The organism is Citricoccus sp. I39-566, assembly GCF_031432995.1.
GTDB classification, from domain to species: Bacteria; Actinomycetota; Actinomycetes; order Actinomycetales; family Micrococcaceae; genus Citricoccus; species Citricoccus nitrophenolicus_A.
On the sequence record NZ_CP133842.1, the window covers coordinates 1,118,101 to 1,141,803 of the forward strand.

The 23,703-nt window shown below is 70.4% G+C and carries 21 protein-coding genes and 1 riboswitch; of the genes, 10 read left to right on the top strand and 11 right to left on the bottom strand.

Annotated elements, in window-relative coordinates; genetic code table 11:
* Positions 1–114: 114 nt before the first annotated feature.
* A complete protein-coding gene (locus tag RE421_RS05285; protein ID WP_309815459.1) occupies positions 115–1,293 on the top strand; it encodes an MFS transporter in 1,179 nt (392 codons plus the stop codon).
* On the opposite strand, the gene RE421_RS05290 is transcribed toward RE421_RS05285, so the two are convergent.
* Positions 1,277–1,786, bottom strand: a complete 510-nt coding sequence (locus tag RE421_RS05290) for a DUF3592 domain-containing protein (protein ID WP_309815462.1) — start codon at positions 1,784–1,786, stop codon at positions 1,277–1,279. The genes RE421_RS05285 and RE421_RS05290 overlap by 17 nt on opposite strands.
* 126 nt (positions 1,787–1,912) lie before the next feature.
* Positions 1,913–2,042, top strand: a riboswitch (glycine riboswitch).
* Positions 2,043–2,187: 145 nt separating this feature from the next.
* Between RE421_RS05290 and gcvP the strand changes: the two genes are divergently transcribed.
* The 5 genes from gcvP to RE421_RS05315 all read left to right on the top strand — a co-directional run bounded on the left by gcvP (position 2,188) and on the right by RE421_RS05315 (position 9,416).
* Positions 2,188–5,217 carry an aminomethyl-transferring glycine dehydrogenase gene (gene gcvP / locus RE421_RS05295; protein WP_396134589.1) on the top strand — a complete coding sequence of 1,010 codons (3,030 nt, stop codon included), beginning with the start codon at positions 2,188–2,190 and terminating at the stop codon, positions 5,215–5,217.
* Positions 5,218–5,230: 13 nt separating this feature from the next.
* Positions 5,231–6,433: a glycine cleavage system aminomethyltransferase GcvT gene (gcvT, locus tag RE421_RS05300; protein WP_309815466.1), complete on the top strand. Its 1,203-nt coding sequence runs from the start codon at positions 5,231–5,233 to the stop codon at positions 6,431–6,433.
* Between the two features lie 95 nt (positions 6,434–6,528).
* Positions 6,529–7,650, top strand: coding sequence for a hypothetical protein (locus RE421_RS05305; protein WP_309815469.1), 1,122 nt, complete (start codon positions 6,529–6,531; stop codon positions 7,648–7,650).
* Between the two features lie 18 nt (positions 7,651–7,668).
* On the top strand, positions 7,669–8,088 hold the full coding sequence (locus RE421_RS05310; RefSeq protein ID WP_309815472.1) for a S24 family peptidase: 420 nt from the start codon (positions 7,669–7,671) through the stop codon (positions 8,086–8,088).
* 17 nt (positions 8,089–8,105) lie between these two features.
* The gene (locus tag RE421_RS05315; protein WP_309815475.1) at positions 8,106–9,416 is read left to right on the top strand and encodes a Y-family DNA polymerase; all 1,311 of its coding nucleotides are present in this window, start codon (positions 8,106–8,108) and stop codon (positions 9,414–9,416) included.
* Between the two features lie 14 nt (positions 9,417–9,430).
* On the opposite strand, the gene RE421_RS05320 is transcribed toward RE421_RS05315, so the two are convergent.
* Positions 9,431–10,126 (bottom strand): response regulator transcription factor, encoded by a 696-nt coding sequence (locus RE421_RS05320; RefSeq protein WP_309815479.1) that lies wholly within the window; start codon positions 10,124–10,126, stop codon positions 9,431–9,433.
* A 156-nt stretch (positions 10,127–10,282) separates the two neighbouring features.
* Here RE421_RS05320 and RE421_RS05325 point away from each other — a divergent pair, with 156 nt between their 5' ends.
* The 3 genes from RE421_RS05325 (at position 10,283) to RE421_RS05335 (ending at position 13,236) form a co-directional block, all read left to right on the top strand.
* Positions 10,283–10,498: a hypothetical protein gene (locus tag RE421_RS05325; RefSeq protein ID WP_309815482.1), complete on the top strand. Its 216-nt coding sequence runs from the start codon at positions 10,283–10,285 to the stop codon at positions 10,496–10,498.
* 11 nt (positions 10,499–10,509) lie between these two features.
* A complete protein-coding gene (locus RE421_RS05330) occupies positions 10,510–11,724 on the top strand; it encodes a histidine kinase (RefSeq protein WP_309815485.1) in 1,215 nt (404 codons plus the stop codon).
* A gap of 267 nt (positions 11,725–11,991) precedes the next feature.
* The gene (locus RE421_RS05335) at positions 11,992–13,236 is read left to right on the top strand and encodes an MFS transporter (RefSeq protein WP_309815488.1); all 1,245 of its coding nucleotides are present in this window, start codon (positions 11,992–11,994) and stop codon (positions 13,234–13,236) included.
* Position 13,237: 1 nt separating this feature from the next.
* Here RE421_RS05335 and RE421_RS05340 read toward each other — a convergent pair whose 3' ends face one another.
* From RE421_RS05340 to RE421_RS05355, 4 genes are all read right to left on the bottom strand, one after another.
* A complete protein-coding gene (locus RE421_RS05340) occupies positions 13,238–13,945 on the bottom strand; it encodes a DsbA family oxidoreductase (protein ID WP_309815490.1) in 708 nt (235 codons plus the stop codon).
* Positions 13,946–13,987: 42 nt separating this feature from the next.
* Complete coding sequence (gene thiD, locus RE421_RS05345; protein WP_396134590.1) at positions 13,988–14,833, bottom strand: bifunctional hydroxymethylpyrimidine kinase/phosphomethylpyrimidine kinase; 846 nt, start codon at positions 14,831–14,833, stop codon at positions 13,988–13,990.
* Between the two features lie 36 nt (positions 14,834–14,869).
* The gene (locus RE421_RS05350; protein ID WP_309815496.1) at positions 14,870–15,343 is read right to left on the bottom strand and encodes a hypothetical protein; all 474 of its coding nucleotides are present in this window, start codon (positions 15,341–15,343) and stop codon (positions 14,870–14,872) included.
* 81 nt (positions 15,344–15,424) lie between these two features.
* Positions 15,425–16,483 carry a 4-oxalomesaconate tautomerase gene (locus RE421_RS05355; protein WP_309815500.1) on the bottom strand — a complete coding sequence of 353 codons (1,059 nt, stop codon included), beginning with the start codon at positions 16,481–16,483 and terminating at the stop codon, positions 15,425–15,427.
* Positions 16,484–16,579: 96 nt separating this feature from the next.
* On the opposite strand from RE421_RS05355, the gene RE421_RS05360 reads away from it, so the two are divergent.
* Positions 16,580–17,245 carry a GntR family transcriptional regulator gene (locus tag RE421_RS05360; RefSeq protein WP_309815504.1) on the top strand — a complete coding sequence of 222 codons (666 nt, stop codon included), beginning with the start codon at positions 16,580–16,582 and terminating at the stop codon, positions 17,243–17,245.
* A 10-nt stretch (positions 17,246–17,255) separates the two neighbouring features.
* Here RE421_RS05360 and RE421_RS05365 read toward each other — a convergent pair whose 3' ends face one another.
* The 5 genes from RE421_RS05365 to RE421_RS05385 all read right to left on the bottom strand — a co-directional run bounded on the left by RE421_RS05365 (position 17,256) and on the right by RE421_RS05385 (position 23,634).
* Positions 17,256–18,605: an MFS transporter gene (locus RE421_RS05365; RefSeq protein ID WP_309815506.1), complete on the bottom strand. Its 1,350-nt coding sequence runs from the start codon at positions 18,603–18,605 to the stop codon at positions 17,256–17,258.
* A gap of 118 nt (positions 18,606–18,723) precedes the next feature.
* Positions 18,724–19,572 carry an IclR family transcriptional regulator gene (locus tag RE421_RS05370; RefSeq protein ID WP_309815512.1) on the bottom strand — a complete coding sequence of 283 codons (849 nt, stop codon included), beginning with the start codon at positions 19,570–19,572 and terminating at the stop codon, positions 18,724–18,726.
* 102 nt (positions 19,573–19,674) lie between these two features.
* The gene (locus RE421_RS05375; protein WP_309815515.1) at positions 19,675–20,931 is read right to left on the bottom strand and encodes an aminopeptidase P family protein; all 1,257 of its coding nucleotides are present in this window, start codon (positions 20,929–20,931) and stop codon (positions 19,675–19,677) included.
* A 97-nt stretch (positions 20,932–21,028) separates the two neighbouring features.
* Entirely contained in the window at positions 21,029–21,850 is an 822-nt protein-coding gene (locus RE421_RS05380) for a creatininase (protein ID WP_309815518.1), read from the bottom strand.
* On the bottom strand, positions 21,847–23,634 hold the full coding sequence (locus RE421_RS05385) for a BCCT family transporter (protein WP_309815521.1): 1,788 nt from the start codon (positions 23,632–23,634) through the stop codon (positions 21,847–21,849). Before RE421_RS05385 ends, RE421_RS05380 begins: the two co-directional genes overlap by 4 nt.
* Between the last annotated feature and the right edge of the window lie 69 nt (positions 23,635–23,703).

A 23,703-nucleotide genomic window follows, 5' to 3' on the forward strand; every position in this document is an offset into this window, starting at 1 on the left:
GCGGAGACGAGTGTCTGGTCAGTGTCCCGGCCCCAGACGACCGGCGGGTGGCCGCCGGGTGTCCGGTAGCCGACCGCGGGGCAACGGACGACCGGAGGTGCCTAGGGTGTGGGGGTGACTACCGAGCAGCTCTCCCCCCGCGGCCCCACGGGACTGCGGGGCCTGATGTGGATCGCGGTGTGGGGCTTCTCCGGCTTCTTCCTCAACTACTCCACCATGGTCCCCATCGGACTCGAGCGGGGCCTGGACGCCGTCACCGCCGGCACCCTGCTGACGATCATGATGCTCAGCGTGATCGCCGTGCAGCCCGCGGCGCCGGCCCTGCGGCAGCGGTGGGGACCGCGCCGGACCATCGGGTCCGCCCTGGTACTGATGGCCGCCGGGCACGGCGCGAGCCTGGCGATCGGCCATCCCGTGGCGGCGCTGCTGGTGACCGGCCTGGCGGTCGGGTGCGGCTTCGGCGTCCTCGTGGTGGTGGCGACGGCGGCCGTCCCCCTGGTCTCGCGCCCGGACCGGGCGGGACGGGCCCTGGGGCAGTTCGGGGCGGCGACCTCCTCCGCCGCCGCCGTGGGCGCCCCGCTGGGACTGTGGCTCAGCGGGGCGGTGCCCCTGGAGGCCTTCCGGCTCGTGGCCGCCGCCTGTGTGCTGCTGGCATTCGTGACCCTGCGCGGTGTCCCGGACCGGGTCGCCGAGGTTCCCGGAGTCGACGTCGAGCCCGGGCAGGCGGGTGCGGCCCGCGCGTCGGGCCCGGGTGTCATCCCGGCCCCCACCCGGTGGTGGGCCGCGCTGGGGCCGGTGCTGCTGCCGTTCCTGGTCAGCATGGCCGCCTACGGGCTGGTGATCGCGTTCGGTCCGGGCGGGGACACCGCGCACCCGGCCGTGTTCATCGCGACGATGCAGGCGGCCTCCGTGGCCGGACGCTGGGGCTCGGGCTCCCTGACGGACCGGCTCGATCACACGGTGGTCTACACGGCGGGGATCGCGATGACGGCGGCCGGCCTGGTGGCCGTCGCCCTCGCGGAACCGCCGTGGCTGATGGCCGCCTGCCTGGTGCTGATGGGCGTGGGGATCGGCACGGTGCAGTCCGCGTCCCTGGTGATGGCCTTCGCCCGGGGCGGCAGCCATGGCCGGGCCAGCGTGGGCTGGAACATGAGCTTCGACACCGGCCTGGGACTGGCCGGCGTGTTCGGCGGCGTGGGGTTCACCTACCTCGGACCGGGGGTCACCTTCGCCGGGGTGGCCGGCCTGATCCTGCTCGCGGGGGTCCCGCTCTGGCTCAGCCGAGCCCGATGAGCAGCCCCAGGCCGACGCCCAGGACGAGGAGTCCCACGCCGCCCCAGGTCAGGAGGGGACCAGCCAGGGGGCCGCGGTCACGGACGGCGAAGTTCTTGCGCGGGTCCTCGGGATTGTAGTGGACCTCCAGGGAGGAGCCGAGCGGGAAGATCTCGGGGATCGGGCTCCGGGAGACGCGGCTGTTCTGCCGGAGCCTCAGGGTCTTGGCGAGCGGGTCTCCGGTGACCGCGGACCCCGGGATGAAGCTGCCGCTGACCCGCATCACGCCGCGGTACTTCAGCTCCGCCTGGAAGACCTGGCTGCCGACCACGAAGTCCACCTGCGGATGGGCCCGCCCGTCGCCCCGGAAGTCGTAGCCGCTGACCGTGCCCGTGGTGCGGGCGGTGATCCGCCGGAGGGCGACCGTGCGGCGTTGCCACAGGAGAAGGCCGAGCACGAAGAGCACCAGGCCGGATCCGCCCACCGTCACCATCAAGAACAAACCCACGCCCACGTCAGATGCTCCTTCTGCAGTTCTTCCGCCGGTCTGAGGAACCGGACCCCGTCACCGTAGCCGTCATCGGGGCCACCGATGGACGGCACGGTCCGCCGGGTTGTGCCAGACTGGTGCGCACGTCACGCACCCCGCGCGGGAGAGCGCCGTGACCCGAGACGGTCGGCCGGACGGCCCGCCGCTGCACGGGACCACGGCCGCCGAAGGAGCAATTTCTCCCCGAGAATCTCTCAGGCCCCGGTACCGCGCAGGGCATGGCGACTCTGGAAAGTTCCGTGGGCCTGCGCCCCCGGACACCGACGGTGCAAGCACGTATCCTCCAGATACGGGCGGAATCTCTCAGGTCCATGACAGAGCGGGGAGGGACCGTTCCGTGCCCACCGCGCCCTGGAGGAGACCAGATGCACGCCACCGACGCCACCACGCCGCAGCCCCCGCAAGCCGTCCTGCCGGCCGCCAGCCGGCGCCACGAGCCGAGGGACACCGCCTCGGCCCCGTTCACCAGCCGCCACATCGGCCCCCGCCCCTCGGATGCCGAGCACATGCTCTCCGTGCTGGGCTTCGACTCCCTCGCCGACCTGGTGGACGCGGCCGTGCCCGCGGACATCCGCCAGGACACCCCGCTGAACCTGCCGCCGGCGCTGACCGAGGCCGCCGTGCTCGAGGACCTGCGGGCCATCGCCAACCGCAACGTCGTCAAGACCCAGATGATCGGGCAGGGCTTCTTCGACACGGTGACCCCGCCCGTGGTGCTGCGCAAGGTGCTCGAGAATCCCGCCTGGTACACCGCCTACACCCCGTACCAGCCGGAGATCTCCCAGGGCCGGCTCGAGGCCCTGCTGAACTTCCAGACCATGGTCTCCGACCTCACGGGACTGGAGATCGCCAACGCCTCCATGCTGGACGAGGCCTCCGCCGCGGCCGAGGCCGTGCTGCTGATGCACCGCGCCAACAAGAAGGCCAAGGACGGCATCACCCTGCTGGACGCCGACCTCTACCCGCAGACCCGTGCCGTGATCGAGGGCCGGGCCCAGGCCCTGGGCCTGGACGTGCGCACCGCCGACCTGGCCGGCGGCCTGCCGGAGGACCTCGCCGGTGAGCTGGAGGCCCAGGGACTGTGCGGCATCGTCCTGCAGCAGCCGGGCGACTCGGGCCGGATCCACGACCACGCCGCCGTGATCTCCCAGGCCAAGGACCGCGGCGCCATGGTCACCGTGGCCGCCGACCTGCTCTCCCTGGCCCTCATCACTCCTCCGGGCGAGCAGGGCGCGGACATCGCCGTGGGCAACACGCAGCGCTTCGGCGTCCCGCTGTTCTTCGGGGGCCCCCACGCCGCCTACATGGCCGTGCCCAAGGGCCTCGAGCGTCAGCTGCCCGGCCGCCTGGTGGGCGTCTCCCAGGACGCCGCCGGCCGCCCGGCCTACCGGCTGGCCCTGCAGACCCGCGAGCAGCACATCCGCCGCGAGAAGGCCACCTCCAACATCTGCACCGCGCAGGCGCTGCTGGCCATCACGGCCTCCATGTTCGCCGTCTACCACGGTCCCGAGGGCGTGACCGCGATCGCCGAGCACGCCCACCGGCAGGCCACCCGACTGGCCGCCGCCCTGGAGTCCGCCGGGTTCACGCTCACCCAGGACGCGTTCTTCGACACCGTCCAGGTCTCCGTGCCGTCCCTGGCGCGCACCGTGGTCACCGCCGCGGAGGCCGCGGGGGTCAACCTGCGCCTCGTGGACGCCGGGACCGTCGGCATCTCCTGTGACGAGACCACCACGGACGAGGACCTGGTGGCCGTGCTCTCGGCCTTCGGCGCCCCGCGGGAGTCGCTGGACGCCGGCGGTGCGCAGGGCGGCGGAGAGGCCGTGGGGAACGACGCCGGCCGGCCGGCCCAGGAGCGGATCCCCGCCTCCCAGCGGCGCAGCAGCGCGTTCATGACCCACCCGGTGTTCAACACCTACAAGTCCGAGACCCAGATGCTGCGCTACCTCAAGCGCCTCTCCGGCTACGACCTGGCGTTGGACCGCACCATGATCCCGCTGGGCTCGTGCACCATGAAGCTCAACGCCACCGCGGAGATGGAGTCCATCTCCTGGCCGGAGTTCTGCTCCATCCACCCCTTCGCCCCGGACCACCAGACCGAGGGGTGGCGCTTCCTGCTGGGGGACCTCGAGGAGAAGCTCGCCGAGATCACCGGCTACGCCGCCGTCTCCATCCAGCCCAACGCCGGTTCCCAGGGCGAGTACGCGGGCCTGCTGGCCATCCGGCGCTACCACCTGGACCAGGGGGAAGGCGAGCGGGACATCTGCCTGATCCCCGCCTCGGCCCACGGCACCAACGCCGCCTCCGCGGTGCTCGCCGGACTGAAGGTCGTGGTGGTGGCCACGGCTCCGGACGGCACCATCGACTCGGACGACCTCACGGCCAAGATCGAGGCGAACGCCGGTAGGGTCGCGGCCATCATGATCACCTACCCCTCCACGCACGGCGTCTACGACGCGGACGTGCGGGAGGTCTGCCGCAAGGTGCACGAGGCCGGCGGCCAGGTCTACATCGACGGCGCGAACCTCAACGCCCTCGTGGGCCTGGCCCAGCCGGGCCAGTTCGGCGGGGACGTCTCCCACCTGAACCTGCACAAGACCTTCTGCATCCCGCACGGCGGCGGCGGCCCGGGCGTGGGCCCGGTGGCGGTGGCCGAGCACCTGGCGCCCTACCTGCCCAGCGCCGAGCGGCCGATCACCTCGGCACCCTACGGCTCGGCCGGCGTCATGCCGATCTCCTGGGCCTACCTGTACCTGATGGGTGCCGAGGGGCTCACGGACGCCACGCGGCACGCCCTGCTGAGCGCCAACTACGTGGCCAAGCGGCTCGGGTCCACCTTCCCCATCCTCTACACGGGCGAGACCGGGCTGGTGGCCCATGAGTGCATCCTGGACCTGCGCGAGCTCACCGCGAGGTCCGGGGTGACCGCCGAGGACGTCTGCAAGCGGCTGATCGACTACGGCTTCCACGCCCCGACCCTGGCGTTCCCGGTGGCCGGCACCCTCATGGTGGAGCCGACCGAGTCCGAGGACCTGGCCGAGATCGACCGCTTCATCGACGCCATGGTCTCCATCCACGCGGAGATGGAGGCCACCACCCCGGAGACCCTGGAGGCCTCCGTGCTGCGCAACGCGCCCCACCCGGCCGAGGTGCTCACCGCGGACGAGTGGGACCGCGACTACCCGCGCTCGCAGGCCGCCTACCCCGTGGACTCGCTGCGCCGGGACAAGTACTTCCCGCCGGTGGGCCGCATCGACGGGGCCTGGGGGGACCGCAACCTGTTCTGCTCCTGCCCGCCGGTCGAGTCCTTCGAGTCCGCCGACCCCCAGGAGGCCGCGGACTCTGCCACGGCCGTGGAGGAGAACGTCGAGTCCTCGTCCTCCGTCTCCCACTGACAGGAACCCGAACATGCCCGAGAACAGCACTCCGAACACCACTCCGCTGCACGGGGTCCACGGGGAGGCCGGGGCCTCCTTCACGGACTTCGGCGGCTGGCAGATGCCCCTGAAGTACGGCTCCGAGCTGGCCGAGCACCAGGCCGTGCGCACCTCCGCCGGACTCTTCGACCTCTCCCACATGGGAGAGGTCCGGGTGAGCGGGCCGCAGGCCGCCGAGGCCCTGGACTACGCCCTCACCGCCCGGGTCTCGGCGGTGGCGCCGGGCAAGGCCAAGTACTCCCTGATCTGCACCGAGGCCGGGACCGTCCTGGACGACCTGATCGTCTACCGGCTGGACGGCGGGGAGGATGACGCGGCCCGTGAGTTCCTGGTGGTGCCCAACGCCGGCAACGCCTCCGCGGTCGCCGCCGCGCTGACGGAACGCTCCGCCGGCTTCGAGGCCACGGTCCGCAACGAGTCCTCGCAGACCGCCCTGGTCGCCGTGCAGGGGCCGGAGGCGGCACGGATCGTGGCGGCCGTCCTGCCGCAGGACGAGGCCGCGGCAGTGGAGGACCTGAAGTACTACGCGGCCCGCCCGGCCACCCTCCGGACCGGGGCGGAGGCGGGGGACCTGCGCGCCCTCATGGCGCGCACCGGCTACACCGGCGAGGACGGCTTCGAGCTGATCATCGGGCCCGTGGCCGACCGCGGGGTGCTGTCCACCGCGGCCACCGGCGTCTGGAACGCCCTGCTGGCCGCCGCGAGGGATCTCGGCGTCGAGCTGCGGCCGTGCGGTCTGGCCAGCCGGGACTCGCTGCGCCTGGAGGCCGGCATGCCGCTCTACGGCAACGAGCTGGACCTGGGCCACCTGCCAAGCGAGTCCGGGGCCGGGATGGCCGTCCCCCTGAAATCCAAGGAGACGGACTTCGTGGGCCGGGACGCCCTGCTCGCGGCGCGCGAGGCCGGGACCGGCACCACCACCGGCCAGGCCATCGTGGCCCTGCGGGGCGGCGGCCGCCGGGCGGCCCGGGCCGGCTATCCCGTGCTCGACGGCGACGGTCAGCGGATCGGCGAGGTCACCTCCGGTATCCCCAGCCCGACCCTCGGCTACCCGATCGCCCTGGCCCGGGTGGACGTCGGCTTCCGAGAGGTCGGCACCGAGCTCGCGGTGGACCTGCGCGGCAAGGCCGAGCCCTTCACCGTGGTGGAGGCGCCGTTCTACCGCCGCGCGTGATTCCGCGGCGGGAGGGCCTCCTTGGTAGACTTCGCTGAGCCTGCGGGCCCGCCTCGTCCCCCGCCCACCCGGCGTTCCCCCAGTGCAGGAAGACCATGACAGAACAGCAGACTGCCCGACGGTTCCCCGTCCTGGCCATCATCGCGTTCGTCCTGGTGGCCGCCCTGCTGCTGACGCTGGCCATCCTGAGCACCATCAAGGGGGTGCGCACCGCTGCCGCGGACGCCAACGTGGTCCGGGTCCAGGACGGCCAGACCCTCGTGGTGAACCGGGACGGCACCGAGGAGACCGTGACGCTCGCCGGGGTGATGGCGCCGCTGCCGGCCGCGGAGGGGCAGGATCCCACGGTGGACCATTGCCTGGCGGAACAGTCCATGGCGAACCTCGCCGGCCTGCTCGAACCGGGGGACACCGTGCGCCTGGAGTACCCGGAGGAGTCTGACGGGCCTGACGGATCCCGGCTGGCCCTGGTCCACCATGGCGGCCGGGTCACCAACACCCAGCAGGTCGAGGCGGGGCTGGCCGTGCCGCTGCGCGAGCAGTCCCTGGAGCAGTTCGGCAGCGAGCTGCGCGAGGCTCAGGAGACCGCCCGCACCGAGGAGGCCGGCCTGTACTCACCGGCGCAGTCCTGCACCCTGGCCGGGCAGATCGCCCCCGCCGTGACCGTGCTGCAGGACCTGCCGGAGGAACGGCCTGAGTCCGCCGAGGCGGCCGACGCCCAGATCGAGGCGGTGGAGACCGCCGTGGAGCAGGGGATCACCGCTGAGAAGGTCTTCGCGACCATCGACCCGGAGGGCGGCTCCCTCGCCTCCCTCGCCTGGGGCCAGGACCTGCCGCGGCTGCAGGAGCGGCTGGACGGGGCGCTGTCCTCGGCGCAGTCCGAGCTCGACTCGCTGAAGTCCACCCGCAACGTCCTGCTCACCCGTGAGCGCGAGGAGAAGGCCCGCCAGGAGGAGGAGGCCCGGCAGGCCGAGCTCGAGCGCAAGCGCCAGGAGGCCGCCCGCCAGGCCGAGGCGCAGCGGCAGCGGGAGCAGGCGGCGCGCGCCGAAGCCGAGCGCCGGGCCGCGGAGGACCGGCGCCGGGCCGAGGAGAGCGCCAAGGCCGAGGAATCGGAGTCGGCGACACCGACTCCGTCCGCCACGCCGTCGTCGAGCCCACCGCCCAGCAGCGAGTCCGCCAGCCCGGAGGACTCCGACAGCAGCGGTGACGACGACTGACGTCCCGGTGGTGAACGCGTGACCGCCCAGCCACCGGGGCCGTCCGGAGCGAACCCCGCTACGGACGCCGGGCAGAGCGCCCGCGCCCACGGCTTCCCCTCGCCCGCGCGCGACTACCTGGACGGCGGGATCGACCTCAACCGGGAACTCGTGCGGGACCGCACCTCCACGTTCCTGATGCGGGTGACCGGTCAGGCGCTGGCCGCCTCGGGCATCCATGACGGAGACGAGATCGTGGTGGACCGCGCCGGCACCCCGCGCCACGGCTCCGTGGTGGTGGTCGTGTTCGAGGGCGAGCTCCTGGTCCGGCGGCTGGCGCTCCAGACCCGGGACGGCGTCCGTCACGCGGCCCTGGAGACCGATGACGGCGCGGCGCCCCGCGAGGTCGGGGACCTCCAGGTCTGGGGCGTGGCCACCTACTGCCTGCACCGCCTGTGACAGCCGGCGGTGGCACCGTGGGTGACCGGACGGGTGAGCACCTGGCCCTCGTGGACGTCAACAACTTCTACGTCTCCTGCGAGCGGCTCTTCGACCCACGGCTGGAGAACCGACCGGTGGTGGTGCTCTCCAACAACGACGGCTGCGTGGTGGCCCGCTCCCCGGAGGCCAAGGCCCTCGGGCTGAGGACCGGCATGCCGTGGTTCCAGATCGCCCCGCAGGCTGAAGCCTGGGGTCTGGTGGCGCGCTCTTCGAACTACGAGCTCTACGGGGACCTGTCCGCCCGAGTGATGGAGCTGCTGGGCCGCTGGGGGACCTGGCAGCAGGTCTACTCGATCGACGAGAGCTTCATCGGGCTGACGGGCACGCCCCGGCAGGCGCTCGAGACGGGCCGGCAGCTGCGGCGGGCCGTGGCCCGGCACCTGGGTCTTCCCGTGTGCGTGGGGATCGCGTCCACCAAGACGCTGGCGAAGTTCGCCAACCACGTGGCCAAGAACAACCCTCACGACGCCCGGATCGACGGCGTCTTCTCGGTGGAGCAGGCGCCCGCGGGCTTCGTGGACCGCCTGATGCAACGCCTCCCGTCCACCGAGGTCTGGGGCGTGGGCCGGAAGTCCGGAGACAAGCTCGAGCGCCTCGGCATCCGCACCATGGCCGAGCTGCGGGACGCCGAACCGGGGTGGATCCGGTCCCGGTTCTCCGTGGTCCTGGAGCGCACGGTGCTGGAACTCGGCGGGGTGGCCTGCATCCCGGACGCGGACGAACACGCCGGGCCGGCCCAGGTCATCTTCTCCCGCTCCTTCTCCCGTCCGGTGGTGAGCTCGGCGGATATGGCAGACGTCATGAACGCCTACGGGCAGCGCGCGGCGGCCCGGCTGGCGGCCCAAGGGCAGCGGGCCCGGACGGTGATGGTCACGGCGGGGACCTCGCGGTTTTCGGGACCGGACGGGTCCGTCTCGAAGTCCGTGGCCCTGCCGCGGGCCACCGCTGATCCGATCGCCATCACGCGGGCCGCCGTGGGCGCCATGCGCACGGTCATGCGCGAGGGTGTCCCGTACACCCGCGCCGGGGTGATGCTCGCCGGACTGGGGCCGGCGGAGACCGGCCAGGAAATGTTGGCGGGCTTCGAGGAGGTGGAGGGGACCGACGTCGTCCCCGACCGCCACCTGGAAGACGTCCTGGGGCGCGTCCGCGGGCGATTCGGCGGCACCGCGATCGGGTTGGGACGTGGCGGTCTGGCCGAGCAGGGCTCCTGGACGATGCGCCGGGAGTTCGCCTCGCCGCAGTACACCACGCGGTTCTCGGAGCTGCCCGTCGTGCGGGCCTGAGCCGGCTGGAACGGTCAGTCGAGCGCGAGGGTGACGAGCCCCAGCTGCGCGGCCCGGATGATCACCTGGACGCGGTCCCGGACCTCGAGCTTGTCCATGATCTTGGTGAGGTTGGCCTTGACCGTGGACTCGGAGAGGTGCAGCTCCTCAGCCATCTCCGGGTTGGACCGGCCGCGGGCGAGCAATCGGAGCACGTCCAGTTCCCGCGGGGTCAGGTCCGAGCCGTCCGGATCACCCGGGGAGACGGCGGATCGCCCGACGCCGGCCCCGTCGCCCTCGATGGAGGAGAGCAGCTTGCGCGTCACGGCGGGGGAGAGGACCGATTCGCCGCGGTGCACGCTCCAGATGGCCCCGATGATGGTCTCCGGGTCGGCATCCTTGAGCAGATAGCCGGCGGCGCCGGCGCGCAGGGCGGGCACCAGGTAGGGCTCGGAGGTGAACGTGGTGATGGCCAGGACCTTGGTGTTGGGTAGCTCGGCGGTGATCCGCTCGGTGGCTTCCACCCCGCCCATGACGGGCATCTGCATGTCCATCAGCACCACGTCCGGCCCGGTGGCACGGCTGGATTCCAGGCCCTCCTCGCCGTTGGCGGCGATGCCCACGCACTCCATGTTGGGGGAGGACTCCACGAGCATCTTGAGCGCGCCGCTCATCAGCGGCTGGTCGTCCACGATGAGCACCTTCAGGGGGGATGTGCTGGAATCCGGCATGGACTCAGACTAGCGGCTCGGCGGGCAATCCGGACTTGACCAGCGCGGAGGAGAGCTCGGTGTCCCCGGGCGACCGTGGAGAATCTGAACCTTTGAATACCCTGACAGATTGCTCTGAATGTGGAGAACGCGCCGCGTGCCGGTGATAATGAGGGTATGAAACGTCCCCTAAAGGCCGCTGCTGCCGCCGTGCTCGTCTCCTCCGCCCTCTTCGCTGCCCCGGCTGCCGCCGCGGCCGCCCCGACCTCCGGTTCTGTTCTCCCCGCCACGTTCCAGCCTGCTCCCAAGTCCTCCACGGGTGGCATGTCCACCATGGGAATGGGGAGTGGGTCCAAGGTCTTCTGGTGTGAATACTGGGGCCTCTTCTGCTGAGAATTTAATTCATGATTGATACCGCGCCAGCCGACTCCACCTTGGGGTCGGCTGGCTTTTGGTCTTCGCGCCGACTGAGCAAAGTGCTTCTAGTAATCGCTTCAGCATTGGCCACGGCGTCGCTGATGTCCGATCTGGCGGTCGCCGCGTCGGTGGATGCTCGGATTGACGCAGCGGACACGTTTGTTACCGTCCTATTGAGCCTGGCTTTCTATGTTCTTTGGACGCGGACGACATTCGCATTTATCGCCTTGGTGCCTGCCATGGTCGCGAGCCATACTCTGGATTCGTTTGCTTTCATCATCTTCATTCTGCCGCTGATGCTGGGCGTGGTAGCAGCCACTGCAAACAGGCTCTTTAGCGTTCTTGCTTTGTCGCTCTCGACGGTTTGGGCAGTTCTTATTCCTGTTACCACTCCCGGCAATGCTGTGGCTATTTGGCCAGCCTTGGTTCTGATCTTCTTGGCATGGGGTATCGGTAACTTCATCAGCTACATGGTGGTGCGGCGGCAAGAAGACCAAGCTCGGGTTGCTGAAGCCACGCGGCGAGCGGCTGCCGCAGCGCAGGAGGAGCGCCGCTCGCTGGCTCGGGACCTCCACGACATCGTGGCGCACAACCTGACCATCATCTCGATGCAGGCCCGCGCCGCCAGGTATGCCGGCACCGATGCCTCGGCCCGCGACGCCGTGAAGGTCATCGGCGACTCCGCCGGTGAGGCCCTGGTTGATCTGCGCCGCATGCTGTCCCTGCTTCAGGCCGAGGGCCTGGTGGCCGGGGACCAGGAGGGTGCGCAGCGGGACCTCGGTGAGGGCGCATCGGCACTGGACCTGGAATACGGGGCGGTGAAGTTCGGTCGCATGCTGGAGAGCCTCGGCATCGAGACCACCGTGGAGACCTCGGGCCTGGACCAGGACATCCCCCAGAGTGTGGAGACGGCCCTGTACCGCGTCCTTCAGGAAGCCATCACCAATGTGGCCAAGCACTCGGCCGAGGGCGGCCAGTGCCACCTGGAGGTGCGCGCGCGGGAGGACAACTTGGAGCTGGCCGTGGACAACACGCTCCCCCCGCCGGGGACGGCCAGTCGCGCCGGGTGGAACTCCTCGGCCAGTGGACTGATCGGCATGCAGGACCGGGTGGACGCCTTTGGTGGAACCATGTCCTCGGAGCGTGACGGGCGCTGGTGGCGGGTCCGAGCCTCTGTGCCACTCCATGGAGCAACGGTCTGAACGGACCTGAGTGTGATGTGAGTCACATTCAAGCTCCGAAGACTGTCCAATAGTCCAATAGCGGCGATGGCCTCCGGCTGGTTAACCTAAAAGGGCCCCATGAGACGGTGCACACGGATCGGACGGTGGAACTAGCCCGGGGGGATACGGGCCCACCAATCCAATATCCGCTGAGAGGCGGTGGCTTAGCCACCGCCTCTCAGGTGTTTAAGGGCGCTGATGGAAGCGCACCGGATTCCGGCCCGAACCGGTATTAGGGTGTCAAGAATGAACGCCCCGTCTGGCGCGATGGCTGGACAGCCAGCACGCGCGCGCACCGCCTGGATCCCCATCGTCATTGCCGGCGTCGCCGCGGCCATGCATATCTGGAAACTGCCTGAGGCCTTGTCCTTCGTGCAGGAGGACCTGGGCATGACCCTGATCGAATCGGGAGTCCTGCTGGGCATCGTCCAGGTCGGCTCGATGCTCCTGGGGCTGGGCGTCTCCCTCTTCTCCGAGGTCCTGGGGCTGCGCCGCACGCTGCTGATCGGGCTCTCGCTGCTGTCGGCCGGCTCACTCGCCGGGGCGTTCGCCGAGACCACGGGATTCCTGATGGCCACCCGGGCCGTGGAGGGCGTCGGATTCCTCATGGCCACCGTGGTGTGCCCGCCGCTCATCCGCCTGATCACGCCCCCGGCCCGGACGAACATCGCCATGGGGTGGTGGGGCTCCTTCCAGGGACTCGCCACCTTCCTGGCGGTCCTGGTCTCCACCCTGCTGCTGACCTCCGTCAGCTGGCAGGTGTGGTGGATCCTGATGGCCGCGGCCACCGCGGCCACCATCCCGATGATCCTGACCCTCGTCCCCCCGCCGCCCTCCGACCGCGACGCCAATGTCAGGCTCGCCGTCCGGCGGGTGGGAGCCACCGTGCAGACCCTGACGCCGTGGATCGCCGGCGTGGTCTTCGCCTGCTACACGCTGCAGTGGGGATCGGTGATCGGCTTCCTGCCCACCATCTTCGACGAGGCCGGCGTCCGGGGACTCTGGCCCGGCATCGTCACCGCCGTGGTGGGCGGGGTGAACGGCGTGGGCAACATCGTCACCGGCCGACTGCACCAGCGCGGCGTGCCGATGCGGCGACTCGTGCTGATCGGCCTGGCCACGATGGGCGTCACCTCGGTCATCACCTTCGCCCCGGACTGGACCGGTGTCCCCGGCGGACTGGCCGTGCAGATCCTGGCGGTCACGCTGTTCTCCGGCGTCGGCGCACTCGTTCCCGCCACCCTGAACCGGATCGCCGTGGACATCGCTCCGCCCAACGGTTCCGGGGCCGCGGCCATGGGGCTGATGGTCCAGATCTACAACGGCGCGAACTTCGTGGGGCCCATCATCCTGGCCGCCATCGCCACCGCAGCGGGCAGTTGGCACTACTCGTGGACCATGACCCTGGGAGCCACCCTGCTGGGCGTGTTGCTGGCCTGGCGATTCCTGTCAGCCCGCCGCCTGGGTATCGACTTCCAGCACCGCGGGTAGGTCAGTCGCAGCCGTTGGGGCCGCAGGCCTCGCCGTCGAGACCGCCGGTCTGCACCATCTGCAGCGGCTGGGACTCAGCCCAGGACTGCTCCAGGGCCTGCGCGAAGACCTCCACGGGCTGGGCGCCGGAGATGCCGTACTTGCGCTCCAGGACGAAGAACGGGACGCCGGAGACGCCCAGGGCCTGGGCGGTGGCCAGGTCCTGCTTGACGGCGGTTTCCCACCGGTCCTCGGCCAGGGCCTCACGGACCTGCTCGGCGCTCAGCCCGGCGGCGGTGCCGAGCTCCACGAGCACGTCCTCGCTGCCGATGTCCTTCCCGTCCTCGAAGTGGGCCCGGAACAGCTGCTCCTCGAGCCGCTCGGCCGTCACCAGGGACTGGGCCTTGGCGCGCTGGATGACGCGGTGGGCCTTCCAGGAGTTCGCCACCACCAGGGAATCGAAGTCGTAGTCCAGCCCCTCGGCGGCGGCCTGCTGGGCGACATGGCCCAGCATCTGGGTCACCTGCTCGCGCGGCATGCCCTTGGTCTCCGCGAGATAGTCGATCTCCTGGCGGTGGTCATGCTCGGGCACGGTCGGGTCGAGCTGGAAGCTCTTCCATTCGACCTCCACCTGGTCGCGGTGCTCGAAGGACTCCAGGGCTGCCTCGAAGCGGCGCTTGCCGATGAAGCACCACGGGCAGGCCACGTCAGAAAAAATCTCGATCTTCACCTCAGGCACAACCCCGGCCCCGGCCCGCCTATTCCGATCGCCTCAGGCGCGCCGCAGGCCACCCTGCCACAGGGCGTCGAAGGGGGTGTTGCCCGTGACGCGCTGCTTGATGCCCGCGGTGACGAACTCCTTGGCGCGGCGCGCGGCCTGCAGCGGGGTGGCACCCTTGGCCAGCTCCGCGGTGACGGCGGCCGCCAGGGAGCAACCCGCGCCGGAGACCGCGTGCTCTCCGACCTTCGGGGCGGAGAGCACCTCGAGGGTCTCCCCGTCATAGAACACGTCCTGGGCGTCCGGACCGTCGAGCCGGATGCCGCCCTTGGCCAGGACGGCAGCGCCGGAGACGTCGTGAATCCGCTGCGCGGCCTCCTTCAGATCCTCCAGCGTCCGGATCTGCAGGCCGGAGAGTTGCTCGGACTCGAAGTGGTTCGGGGTGGTGAAGGTGGCCAGGGGAAGCAGCTCGGCCTTCAGGGCGCGGTCCGTGTCGAGGGCGTGGCCGGGCTCCTGACCCTTGCAGATCAGTACCGGATCCAGGACGACGTGGTCCCAGTCCTGGCTCTTCAGGGCGGCGGCCACCGTGGAGATGGTCTCGGGCGAACCCATCATGCCCAGCTTGGTGGTCCTCAGGGTGCCGGCGTAATCGGCCTGGATGGCCTCGAGCTGGTTCGCGATGACGTCCTGCTGGACGGGCACGAAGCGGTGGTTCCAGTCGTCCTGCGGATCGAAGGAGACGATGCAGGTCAGTGCCACCATGCCGAAGGTGCCGAGCTCCTGGAAGGTTTTCAGGTCGGCCTGGGCGCCGGCACCGCCGGTCGCCTCCGAGCCGGCGATGGTCAACGCCAGGGCGGGGGAGTCGGGGGTGTGCACGTCATGCGGAGCAGTGGAAGACATGTCCTCCATGTTAAACCCGTGGCGCGGGTCGGCGCGTCAGGCCGTGGCGGCGGGCGCCTCGGGGCGCACCACGGAGACCAGCGGGCGCGCGAACGTGCGGCCCAGGGCCATCAGGATGGCGGCCGGGAAGCCGACCACGGGGATGAGCATGGGGACCAGCCCGCCGGCACCGGAGAACAGGACGGCCAGGCCGTAGAGCATCCCCACGAGGGCGTAGCCCAGGACGTGGATCCACTGGTTGGTCTTGTGCCGGAAGAGCCAGTTCACCAGCAGGCACAGGGGCAGTCCGATGACCATGCCGGCCACGCCGACCACCGTCAGCAGCGGCGCCAGCGAGCCGTAGGACTGCAGGGCCGGGATGAGGTTGAGCACCAGCACGAGCCCCGCCATGACCAGGTTCGGGATCAGCCAGGCCACCAGGAACCCGTACAGGGACATCTTCAGCCGGGCGCGGGGTCCGGAGGCCGGCCGCGTGCGGCGGCTGGGCTTGACCGGAATGGGCGTGGTCATGGGTGGGCTCCAGAAGTGACGGTGGCTGGCCGTGGAATCGGCTCGAGGGCCGTGCCAGTCTACCGCCGTGGACCCCGCCCGTCAGGCGAAGGCCAGGCCGTCCATCAGCTTGCGGGCGGTGCGCACGCTCCCCGTCAGGCGCACGGCGCCGTCCTCGACCTCGAGGACCAGGTCCGTGTGGCCCGTGGGGTGCTCCACGCGGACGTCCCGGGTGGAGTGGTCACCGGCCAGCCCGGCCACCACCGTGCCGGGAACCTGCCACGCCACCCCCGCCGAGGCCGCGGCGAAGACCCCGATCGCCTCGTGCACGCGCTTCGGGATGAAGCAGCGGGTGCTGAACGTGCCGCCGTCCCGGGCCGGGGACACCAGGCACACCTTGGGGACGGTCGCGTCCGTGACGTCACCGAGCCCCATGGCGGTGCCGGCCTCGAGCCGCAGGGCCTCCACCGCGGCGCACAGATCACCGTCCGCCTCCAGCGCGGTCGGCTCCTCGGTCCCGTCCACCCCCAGATCCGCCGCGCGGACCACGACGACGGGCATCCCGTTGTCCACGCAGGTCGCCTCGACGCCGGCGAGCGTATCGCTGAGATTCCCCGTGGGGAAGAGGGCGCCGCAGCTGGAACCCGCCGTACCGCGGTAGTCCAGCACCACCGGGGCGGCGGATCCCGGGACCCCGGCAATCTCCGCCGCGCCGGCGTACGAGACGCGGCCGGCCGGCGTCGTGACGATGGCCCGGGCCACCGAACCGGTGTTGACCATGTGGATGACCACCTCGGTGGTGCCGTCCCGGGCCGGGACGAGCCCGCGCTCGATGGCGAAGGGGCCCACCCCGACCAGGATGTTGCCGCAGTTCTGCTGGTCGGAGACCACGGCCCGGTCCACGGACACCTGCAGGAAGAGGTAGTCGACCCCGCCGTCCGGGCGGGCCGAGACCACGGCGACCTTGCTGGTCAGCGGGTGGGCGCCGCCGAGGCCGTCGATCTGCCGGGGATCGGGCGACCCCATCAGCCGCAGCAGCAGGGCGTCCCGTTCGCCGGGATCGGCCGGCAGGTCCTCGGCGAGGAAGTACAGTCCCTTGGAGGTGCCGCCGCGCATCTGCATGCACCGGATTTCCGTGGCGGGTGCGTCGGTGACGGACATGGGGCCTCTCTTCTCCGGTACTCCCGGCTGGGCTGCTTCTGTGACAATATTGTTCACAATCAGTTCCATCATGGCCGACGGGCGGGGGAGATTCCAGTGGCTACAGCAACACGCGCCGGTGCCGCGGTGACCGCCACCGTGGTGGCGGACCGGATCCGCCAGGCCATCTTCGCCGGCGAGCTCGTGCCGAACCAGCGGCTCGTGGAGGCCGACCTGGCCGAGATGTACGGGGCCAGCCGCGGGCACGTGCGCACGGCCCTGTCTGAGCTGACCGTGGAGGGCGTGGTCGAGCGGATCCAGAACCGTGGCGCCCGCGTCCGGTCCGTGCCCCTCGAGGAGGCGCTCGAGATCGTGGAGGTCCGCTCCGCCCTCGAGGCGTTGTGCGCCGCCCGCGCTGCCCAGCGCCTCGGCGAGGAGGAGGCCCAGCTGCTCCAGCGGATCGGCCGGGATATGGAGGCCGCCGTGGAGGCGGGGAACCAGTCTGCCTATGCGCAGGGGAACACCGAGCTGCACGCCACGCTCATCCGGCTCTCGGGGCAGGCCACGGCGGCCGCCACGATCGACCGCCTCCGGGCGCAGGCGGTGCGCTTCCAGTACCGGCTGTTCGCCCAGCCGGGGCGTTCGCAGCAGTCCCTGCCCGAGCACCTGGCGATCATCGAGGCCGTCTGCGCCCGCGAGCCGGAGGCCGCTGCCAGCGCCATGCGCGAGCACCTGATGTCCGTGGGCTCGGCGATCGAGGCCTCGGCGCGGACCTCCGGCTGACGACTCGCTGTCATTCGGCGCGCAGGGGGTCCCTGCTGGTCTCACGTGACAGGGCCACGGCCACGAGGGAGACCGCAGCGGCCGCCATGAGGAACCACCCCGGGGCGACCACATTGCCGCTCGTGGCGATGAGCCAGGTGGCCACGAGGGGGGCCGTGCCTCCGAACAGGGCGTTGGAGAGGTTGAAGCTCACGGCGAAGCCGGAATAGCGGACCTTTGTGGGGAACAACTCGGCGAGGAAGCTCGGCAGGGTTCCGTCGTTGAGGGTCAGCATGCCGCCGAGCAGGATCTGCACCAGGAGGATCACCAGGAAGTTGTCCGTGTCCAGCAGGTAGAACGCGGGCACCGTGAAGAGGATGAAGGCCACCGAGGCGCTCATCAGCACCCGCTTGCGTCCGAAGCGGTCGGACAGCGAGCCGGTGACGAAGATGAAGCCGATGTAGGTGGCCAGCGCGACCGTGGTGGCGAGGTAGGACGAGGTGCTGTCCAGCCCGAGTTCCTCGGAGAGGTACGTCGGCATGTAGGACAGGATGACGTAGAAGCCCACGGCATTCAGCAGCACGGCCCCAGAGGCCTGCAGTAGCCGGCCCCCGTGCTCGCGGAACAAGGCGCCCACGGGGGCCTTGACGGCCTCGTCCTTGACGGCCATCTCGCGGAACGCCGGGGTGTCCTCGAGCTTGGAACGGATGTACCGGCCGATCAGACCCATGGGTGCCGCCAGCAGGAAGGGCAGCCGCCAGCCCCAGTCGATCATCTGCTGGTCGTCGAGAGTGGCTGTCAGTACGGTGGCGATGAGTGAGCCGAGCAGCAGCCCCGTGGCGGTGCTGGCCGGGACCACGGCGGCGTAGATCCCGCGCTTCCGCGGTGGGGCGTACTCCACCAGGAAGGCGGAGGCCCCGGCGTACTCGCCAGAGGCGGAGAAGCCCTGGACCAGCCGGAGTGCGAGCAGAGCCAGGGGCGCCCAGAGCCCGATGGTCGCGTAGCCCGGGATCAAGGCGATGAGGAACGTGGCCAGGGACATGATCAGGATGGACCAGGACAGCGCCACCCGCCGGCCGAAGCGGTCCCCGATATGGCCCCAGAAGAAGCCGCCGAGCGGCCGGACGAGGAAGGAGACGGCGAAGAGCGAGAAGGTCATCATGAGGCCCGTGGCCGGGTCGGAGTCCGGGAAGAACACCGCTGAGATGGTCACCGCGAGGTAGCCGTACATGGCGTAGTCGAACCACTCGACGAAGTTGCCGATGAAGCTGGCCCCCACGACCCTCCGCCGGGTGGCGGAAGCCACGGGGGTGTGGGTCTGGCCGCTGAGCGTGGGCCGGGTGACAGGCGGCGCCGTGGCGCGGTCGTGGTCGGGAATCATGGGAACCTCATCTCCGGAGTTGCAATGGATGCAATTGAGTTGCATCCATTGATGTCCCGATCAGTGCGCCGGCGTGATCGGCATCACGTCAAGAGGCGGGCTGCTAGCGTGCCGGCCCTCATGGGCGGGAGGCCCCCAGCCGCCGGGAGATGCGCTGTGCGGCCTCGCGGCAGTGGGCGGCGAGTTCGGGCAGGCGCTCGGCGGGGACGCGGTAGCGCGGGGCCGCCAGCAGGATGGTGGCCACCACCTCCCCGCGGTGGTCCGTGACCGGGGCGGCGATGCCTGCCTCGTCCGCCTGCGTCTCACCGTGGTTGACGGCGTGCCCGTCACGGCGGACTGCAGCGAGCCGTTCGGGGTAGGCGGCCGGGTCGGTGCCGTCGGTGGGGGCGTCGAAGACGATCCGCCCTGCGTCCAGCAGCCCCTGCACGCGCTCGGCGGGCTCATGGGCCAGGAAGACCTGGACGCTCGCGCTCAGGCCGGTAGCGTAGCGGCTGCCGAGGACGGAGGTGTGCTTGACCTGCTGGCGGCTGGGGACCTGCTCCACGGTGACCGCGGCGGTGCCGTCCCAGATGTTCAGCGCCGCCGTCTCGCCGGTGGCCTCCGAGAGCGCGCGCAGGTCGTCCATGGCGATGCGCCGGACGTCGAGGCCGGCCAGCAGGGGGCCGGCCACGGCGATCAGCCCCAGGCCCAGCCGGTACTTCCGGGAGGCCTCGTCCCGCTCGACGACCTGTTCCTGCTCGAGGGTGGCCAGGATCCGGGACACGCTGGACTTGTGCAGCCCGACCTGCGCCGCGATCTCGGTGACCCCCAGGACCGGCGTCTCCACCGTGAAGCATCGGATGACCTGGAGGACGTTGACGATCACGGATGCGCCGCGCGCTGCGTTGCCGGACTCGGCCCCAGCGTCGCCGGACGCCGTGCCGGAACCGGTGCGGCCGGCGTCGTTCCCGGTGCTGGTGGTGCTCATGGTGGTCCTCCCGGGACTCGGTACTGGGGCGGTCTCCGTCACAGAATGCCATGGCCCGGGCCCCGTCACGGGAGCCCGGGCCATGGCGGGAGGCGGCGGGGCTCAGGCGTCGATGATGTTGTGCTCCGGGCCGAAGCCGAACTTCGTGATGTTCTCGACGCCGCCGTCCTCGCCGATCACGAGGATGTCGTGCTCGCGGTAGCCGCCGGCGCCGGGCTCGCCGTCCGCCACGGTGATCATGGGCTCCATGGAGACGACCATGCCCGGCTCGAGCACGGTCTCGATGTCCTCGCGCAGCTCCAGGCCGGCCTCACGGCCGTAGTAGTGGGAGAGCACGCCGAAGGAGTGGCCGTAGCCGAAGGTGCGGTTGGGCAGCAGGCCGTGGCCGATGTAGATCTCGTTCAGCTCGTGCGCGATGTCCTGGCAGACCGCGCCGGGCTTGATCAGCTCGAGGCCGCGGCGATGGACCTCGACGTTGATGTTCCACAGCTCGAGGCTGCGCTCGTCCGGCTGGCCGAGGAACAGGGTGCGCTCCAGGGCGGTGTAGTAGCCCGAGGTCATGGGGAAGCAGTTCAGGGACAGGATGTCCCCGCGCTGCAGCTGGCGCGTGGTGGCCCAGTTGTGGGCGCCGTCCGTGTTGATGCCGGACTGGAACCAGACCCAGGTGTCCCGGACCTCTCGATGCGGGAAGGTCCTGGCGATCTCGTGCACCATGGCCTCGGTGCCGATCAGGGCGACCTCGTACTCGCTAATGCCCTCGCGGATGGCCGCCTTGATGGCCTCGCCGCCGAGGTCGCCGATGCGGGCGCCGTGCTTGATGACCTCGATCTCCTCGGCGGACTTGATCATGCGCTGGCGCATGGCGTCCTGGGAGACGTCCAGCAGCTCGGCGCCGTCGAAGGCGTCCTGGATGCGCTGGCGGGTCAGTCCCGGCAGGAAGTCGTCCTCCATGCCGATCCGGGAGGCCTTGACGCCGTCCCGCCTCAGGGCCTCCTGCAGCCCGTAGAAGAAGTTGTCCCGCTTCCAGTCCGTGTACACGATGTTCTCGCCGTAGCTGGTGCGCCAGGGCATACCGGCGTCGATGTTGGCGGTGACGGTGGTCGAGTTGTTCGCGGTCACCACGAGGGCGTAGTTGCGCCCGAACGTGGTGTAGAGGAAGTCCGAGTAGTACTTGATGCCGTGGTAGCTGGTGAGGATGACGGCGTCCAGGGACTTCTCGGCCATGATCTGGCGCAGTCCCGTCAGACGGCGTTCGAACTCGGCGTCGGAGAAGGTCAGCTGCTGCTTGGAGCCGTTGTGCAGGGTCTTCAGGCGCTCCAGCTCGGAGACGGACTGGGCGGTGTGGGACGTGGTGGTCATGGTGTGCTCCTCAGGGGACTGGGTTGCATTCAGTGCAACGTCGTTGCGTTCATTGTGGAATGTGCTGGCGGTCACGTCAAGGGGATCGGAGAAGTCCTCACCCGGGCAGCCTGAGCTCCGTGGCCACGTCACCGGACAACTCGGCGGTGACCTGCTCGAACAGCAGGGCACCCTTCCGCTCATCCGAGCCGTCCGGGGCCGAGAGGCAGCCGGTGTCCGGGGTGCGCGAGGCCACCACGGGCAGGCGGTCGAAGCGGGGCAGTGCCGCGGGCGGGTGGCTCACGGCGCGGTCCAGGGCCACGAGCTCGGGGCGCAGGTGCAGCATGAGCGAGGTCTCCAGGACGCCGCCGTGCTCGATGTCCCAGCCCGGGAAGCCGTCTGGGTAGACCGTCGCGAGGGTGCCCTCCGTGACGTAGTCCCAGTAGGAGAGCAGCAGTACCGTGGGCTGCGGTCCGTGGCCGTGGCCGTGACCGGCCCCGGCGTCCGCCAGCGCCAGGTCCGCGGCCTCGTAGAGGAACTGGTAGTTCTCGTAGTGACCGTTCAGCACCACGAGGTTGCGGATGCCCTGGGCGAGGAAGCCGGCCATGATGCAGCGTGCCTGGCCGATCAGGGCCGCGGCGTCCAGGCTCACGGTTCCGGGCAGGTGATCGCCGCCGCCGGACTTCTGCTGCGACTTGTAGCCGTAGGACAGCGGCTCGGCGACCTTGGCGCCGATCCGGGACCCCACCGCCTCGGCGATGGCCGTGGAGAGGATGGCGTCCGTGCCCAGGGGCAGGTGGGGACCGTGCTGTTCGAAGGCCCCGGCGGGCAGGAGCACCGTGGAGTGCTCCCCGGCGGCCCAGTCGCGGTAGGTGTGGGCGTCCAGGTGGGCCAGGCGCGTGGACTGGGCGGCGGCCGGGATTCCGGGGATGCTGGTCACTTCTTCGGTGTCCTCTCGGTGGATGAGCCGTAGCCATAGGGGTCCTGCGGCTCCGTCAGGGTTCCGGCACCGACGCCGAGGCGGGGGTCGGGGCGGGGGATGCCGTCCTCGTCGCACAGTTCGTCCTCGGCGCGGTGCTCCGGATCGTTGATGTCCTTCTCCAGCTGCCGGGTCGCCCGGGTCCGGGTCCGGAGCCTGCGGATGAGGTTGATGATCATCAGCACGATGACGAAGGAGAACGGGAAGCCGCCGATGATGGTGCCGGTCTGGACCGTGTCCACGGCGTCCACGCCGCCGATGGACAGCAGCACCAGGGCCACGGTGGCGATGGAGGCCACCAGGACCACCCGGAACCAGGGGCCGGACTTCTTCGGGGCGGAGACGAACTCCGCGAGGGCGTAGGTGCCGGAGTCCAGGGACGTGACGTAGTAGGTGGCCACCAGGATGGTCGCCACGATGATCAGCAGCGTGCCGATCCACGGCACCATCTCCAGCATGGAGAACAGGGCGGAGGAGGTGTCCTCGGCCGCGTCGGCGGAGATCTGCCCGGACTCGTTGTCGTAGTGGATGCCGGCGGAGCCGATGATGCCCACCCAGACCATGACGATCAGGGACGGGATGATGGTCACGCCCAGGACGAACTGGCGGATGGTGCGGCCGCGGGAGATGCGGGCGATGAAGCCGGCCACGAAGGGGGAGAAGGCGATCACCCAGCACCAGATGAACACGGTCCACCAGCCGTTCCAGCTGTCCGTCCAGTCAGCCAGCGGCGCCCCGGCGCTCTCGGCCCCGGCGAAGAAGCTCATGGGGATGAAGTGCTGGAAGAAGGAGCCGAAGGTCTGGGAGATGTTGGAGAGCAGATAGACCGTGGGGCCGAAGACGAACACGGCGACGACCAGCACGATGCTCAGGACGGAGTTGCTCTCACTGATGCGTTTCATTCCCTTGTTGACGCCGAGGAACGCCGAGACGGCGGTCAGGAGGCCGAAGGCCAGGATGACGATGACCCATACCAGGGTGCTGCTCTCGATCGGCAGCACCTGGGTGGCGCCGGAGGTGAACTGCATGGCCGCGAAACCGAAGGAGGTGGCCAGGCCGAGCACGGTGGCCAGGATGGCCAGCAGTTCAATCACGACGCCGGCCGGCCGCTGGGCGCGCTTCGGCAGGATATCCACGGTCGCCTCGCGGAACGTGAGGGTCTTGCCGAGGTTATGGTGGGAGTACGCCAGGCAGATCGCGACGACGCAGTACATGGCCCAGGCGGTCAGGCCCCAGTGGAAGTAGGTCCACACGATGCCGCCCTCGCCCGGGTTCGTACCCGTGGGGATGACGGGGGTCTCCTCGCGGAGCATGACGGGCTCCGCCACGGACCAGAAGATCAGGCCGATGCCCTGGCCGCAGGCGAAGAGCATGGAGTACCAGGAGAAGTTGCTGTGCTCCGGCCGGGCCTTGGGCCCGCCGAGACGGACCGTGCCGATCCTGCTGAGGCACAGCCAGGCGCAGACTCCGACGGCGATGAGGGAGTAGGCCACGAACCACCAGGTGAATCCTCCGGTGACGAAGGTCCGCAGCCTTCCGATCAGGGCGGCGGCCCCCTCGGGGTTGACCGTCACCGCCACCACGGCCGCGACGATCAGCACCGGCGGCAGGATCATGATGATCGCCCGGTCCAGAGGCGGGATGATCCGGCCGCGGAAGCGCGGCAGGGTGACGGTCCGCTCGCTGGCCGCGGCCGGGCTGTCCTCGGTGGCCGTGGCGGTGGCGGTGTTCTCAGGGGTGGGCATGTCGACTTCCTCCAGGGGCGCAGTCGCTGGCTGTTGCACTAAAGGCAACGCGGTTGCGCTAAAGAATGA

Bases quoted from the DNA above. Each gene is read 5' to 3' on its own strand.
- RE421_RS05370 (WP_309815512.1), bottom strand. From the start codon at position 19,572: ATGAGCACCACCAGCACCGGGAACGACGCCGGCCGCACCGGTTCCGGC.
- RE421_RS05355 (WP_309815500.1), bottom strand. From the start codon at position 16,483: ATGTCCGTCACCGACGCACCCGCCACGGAAATCCGGTGCATGCAGATG.
- RE421_RS05330 (WP_309815485.1), top strand. From the start codon at position 10,510: ATGATTGATACCGCGCCAGCCGACTCCACCTTGGGGTCGGCTGGCTTT.
- RE421_RS05385 (WP_309815521.1), bottom strand. From the start codon at position 23,634: ATGCCCACCCCTGAGAACACCGCCACCGCCACGGCCACCGAGGACAGC.
- RE421_RS05325 (WP_309815482.1), top strand. From the start codon at position 10,283: ATGAAACGTCCCCTAAAGGCCGCTGCTGCCGCCGTGCTCGTCTCCTCC.
- gcvT (WP_309815466.1), top strand. From the start codon at position 5,231: ATGCCCGAGAACAGCACTCCGAACACCACTCCGCTGCACGGGGTCCAC.
- thiD (WP_396134590.1), bottom strand. From the start codon at position 14,833: ATGTCTTCCACTGCTCCGCATGACGTGCACACCCCCGACTCCCCCGCC.
- RE421_RS05375 (WP_309815515.1), bottom strand. From the start codon at position 20,931: ATGACCACCACGTCCCACACCGCCCAGTCCGTCTCCGAGCTGGAGCGC.
- RE421_RS05335 (WP_309815488.1), top strand. From the start codon at position 11,992: ATGAACGCCCCGTCTGGCGCGATGGCTGGACAGCCAGCACGCGCGCGC.
- RE421_RS05365 (WP_309815506.1), bottom strand. From the start codon at position 18,605: ATGATTCCCGACCACGACCGCGCCACGGCGCCGCCTGTCACCCGGCCC.
- RE421_RS05305 (WP_309815469.1), top strand. From the start codon at position 6,529: ATGACAGAACAGCAGACTGCCCGACGGTTCCCCGTCCTGGCCATCATC.
- gcvP (WP_396134589.1), top strand. From the start codon at position 2,188: ATGCACGCCACCGACGCCACCACGCCGCAGCCCCCGCAAGCCGTCCTG.
- RE421_RS05350 (WP_309815496.1), bottom strand. From the start codon at position 15,343: ATGACCACGCCCATTCCGGTCAAGCCCAGCCGCCGCACGCGGCCGGCC.
- RE421_RS05320 (WP_309815479.1), bottom strand. From the start codon at position 10,126: ATGCCGGATTCCAGCACATCCCCCCTGAAGGTGCTCATCGTGGACGAC.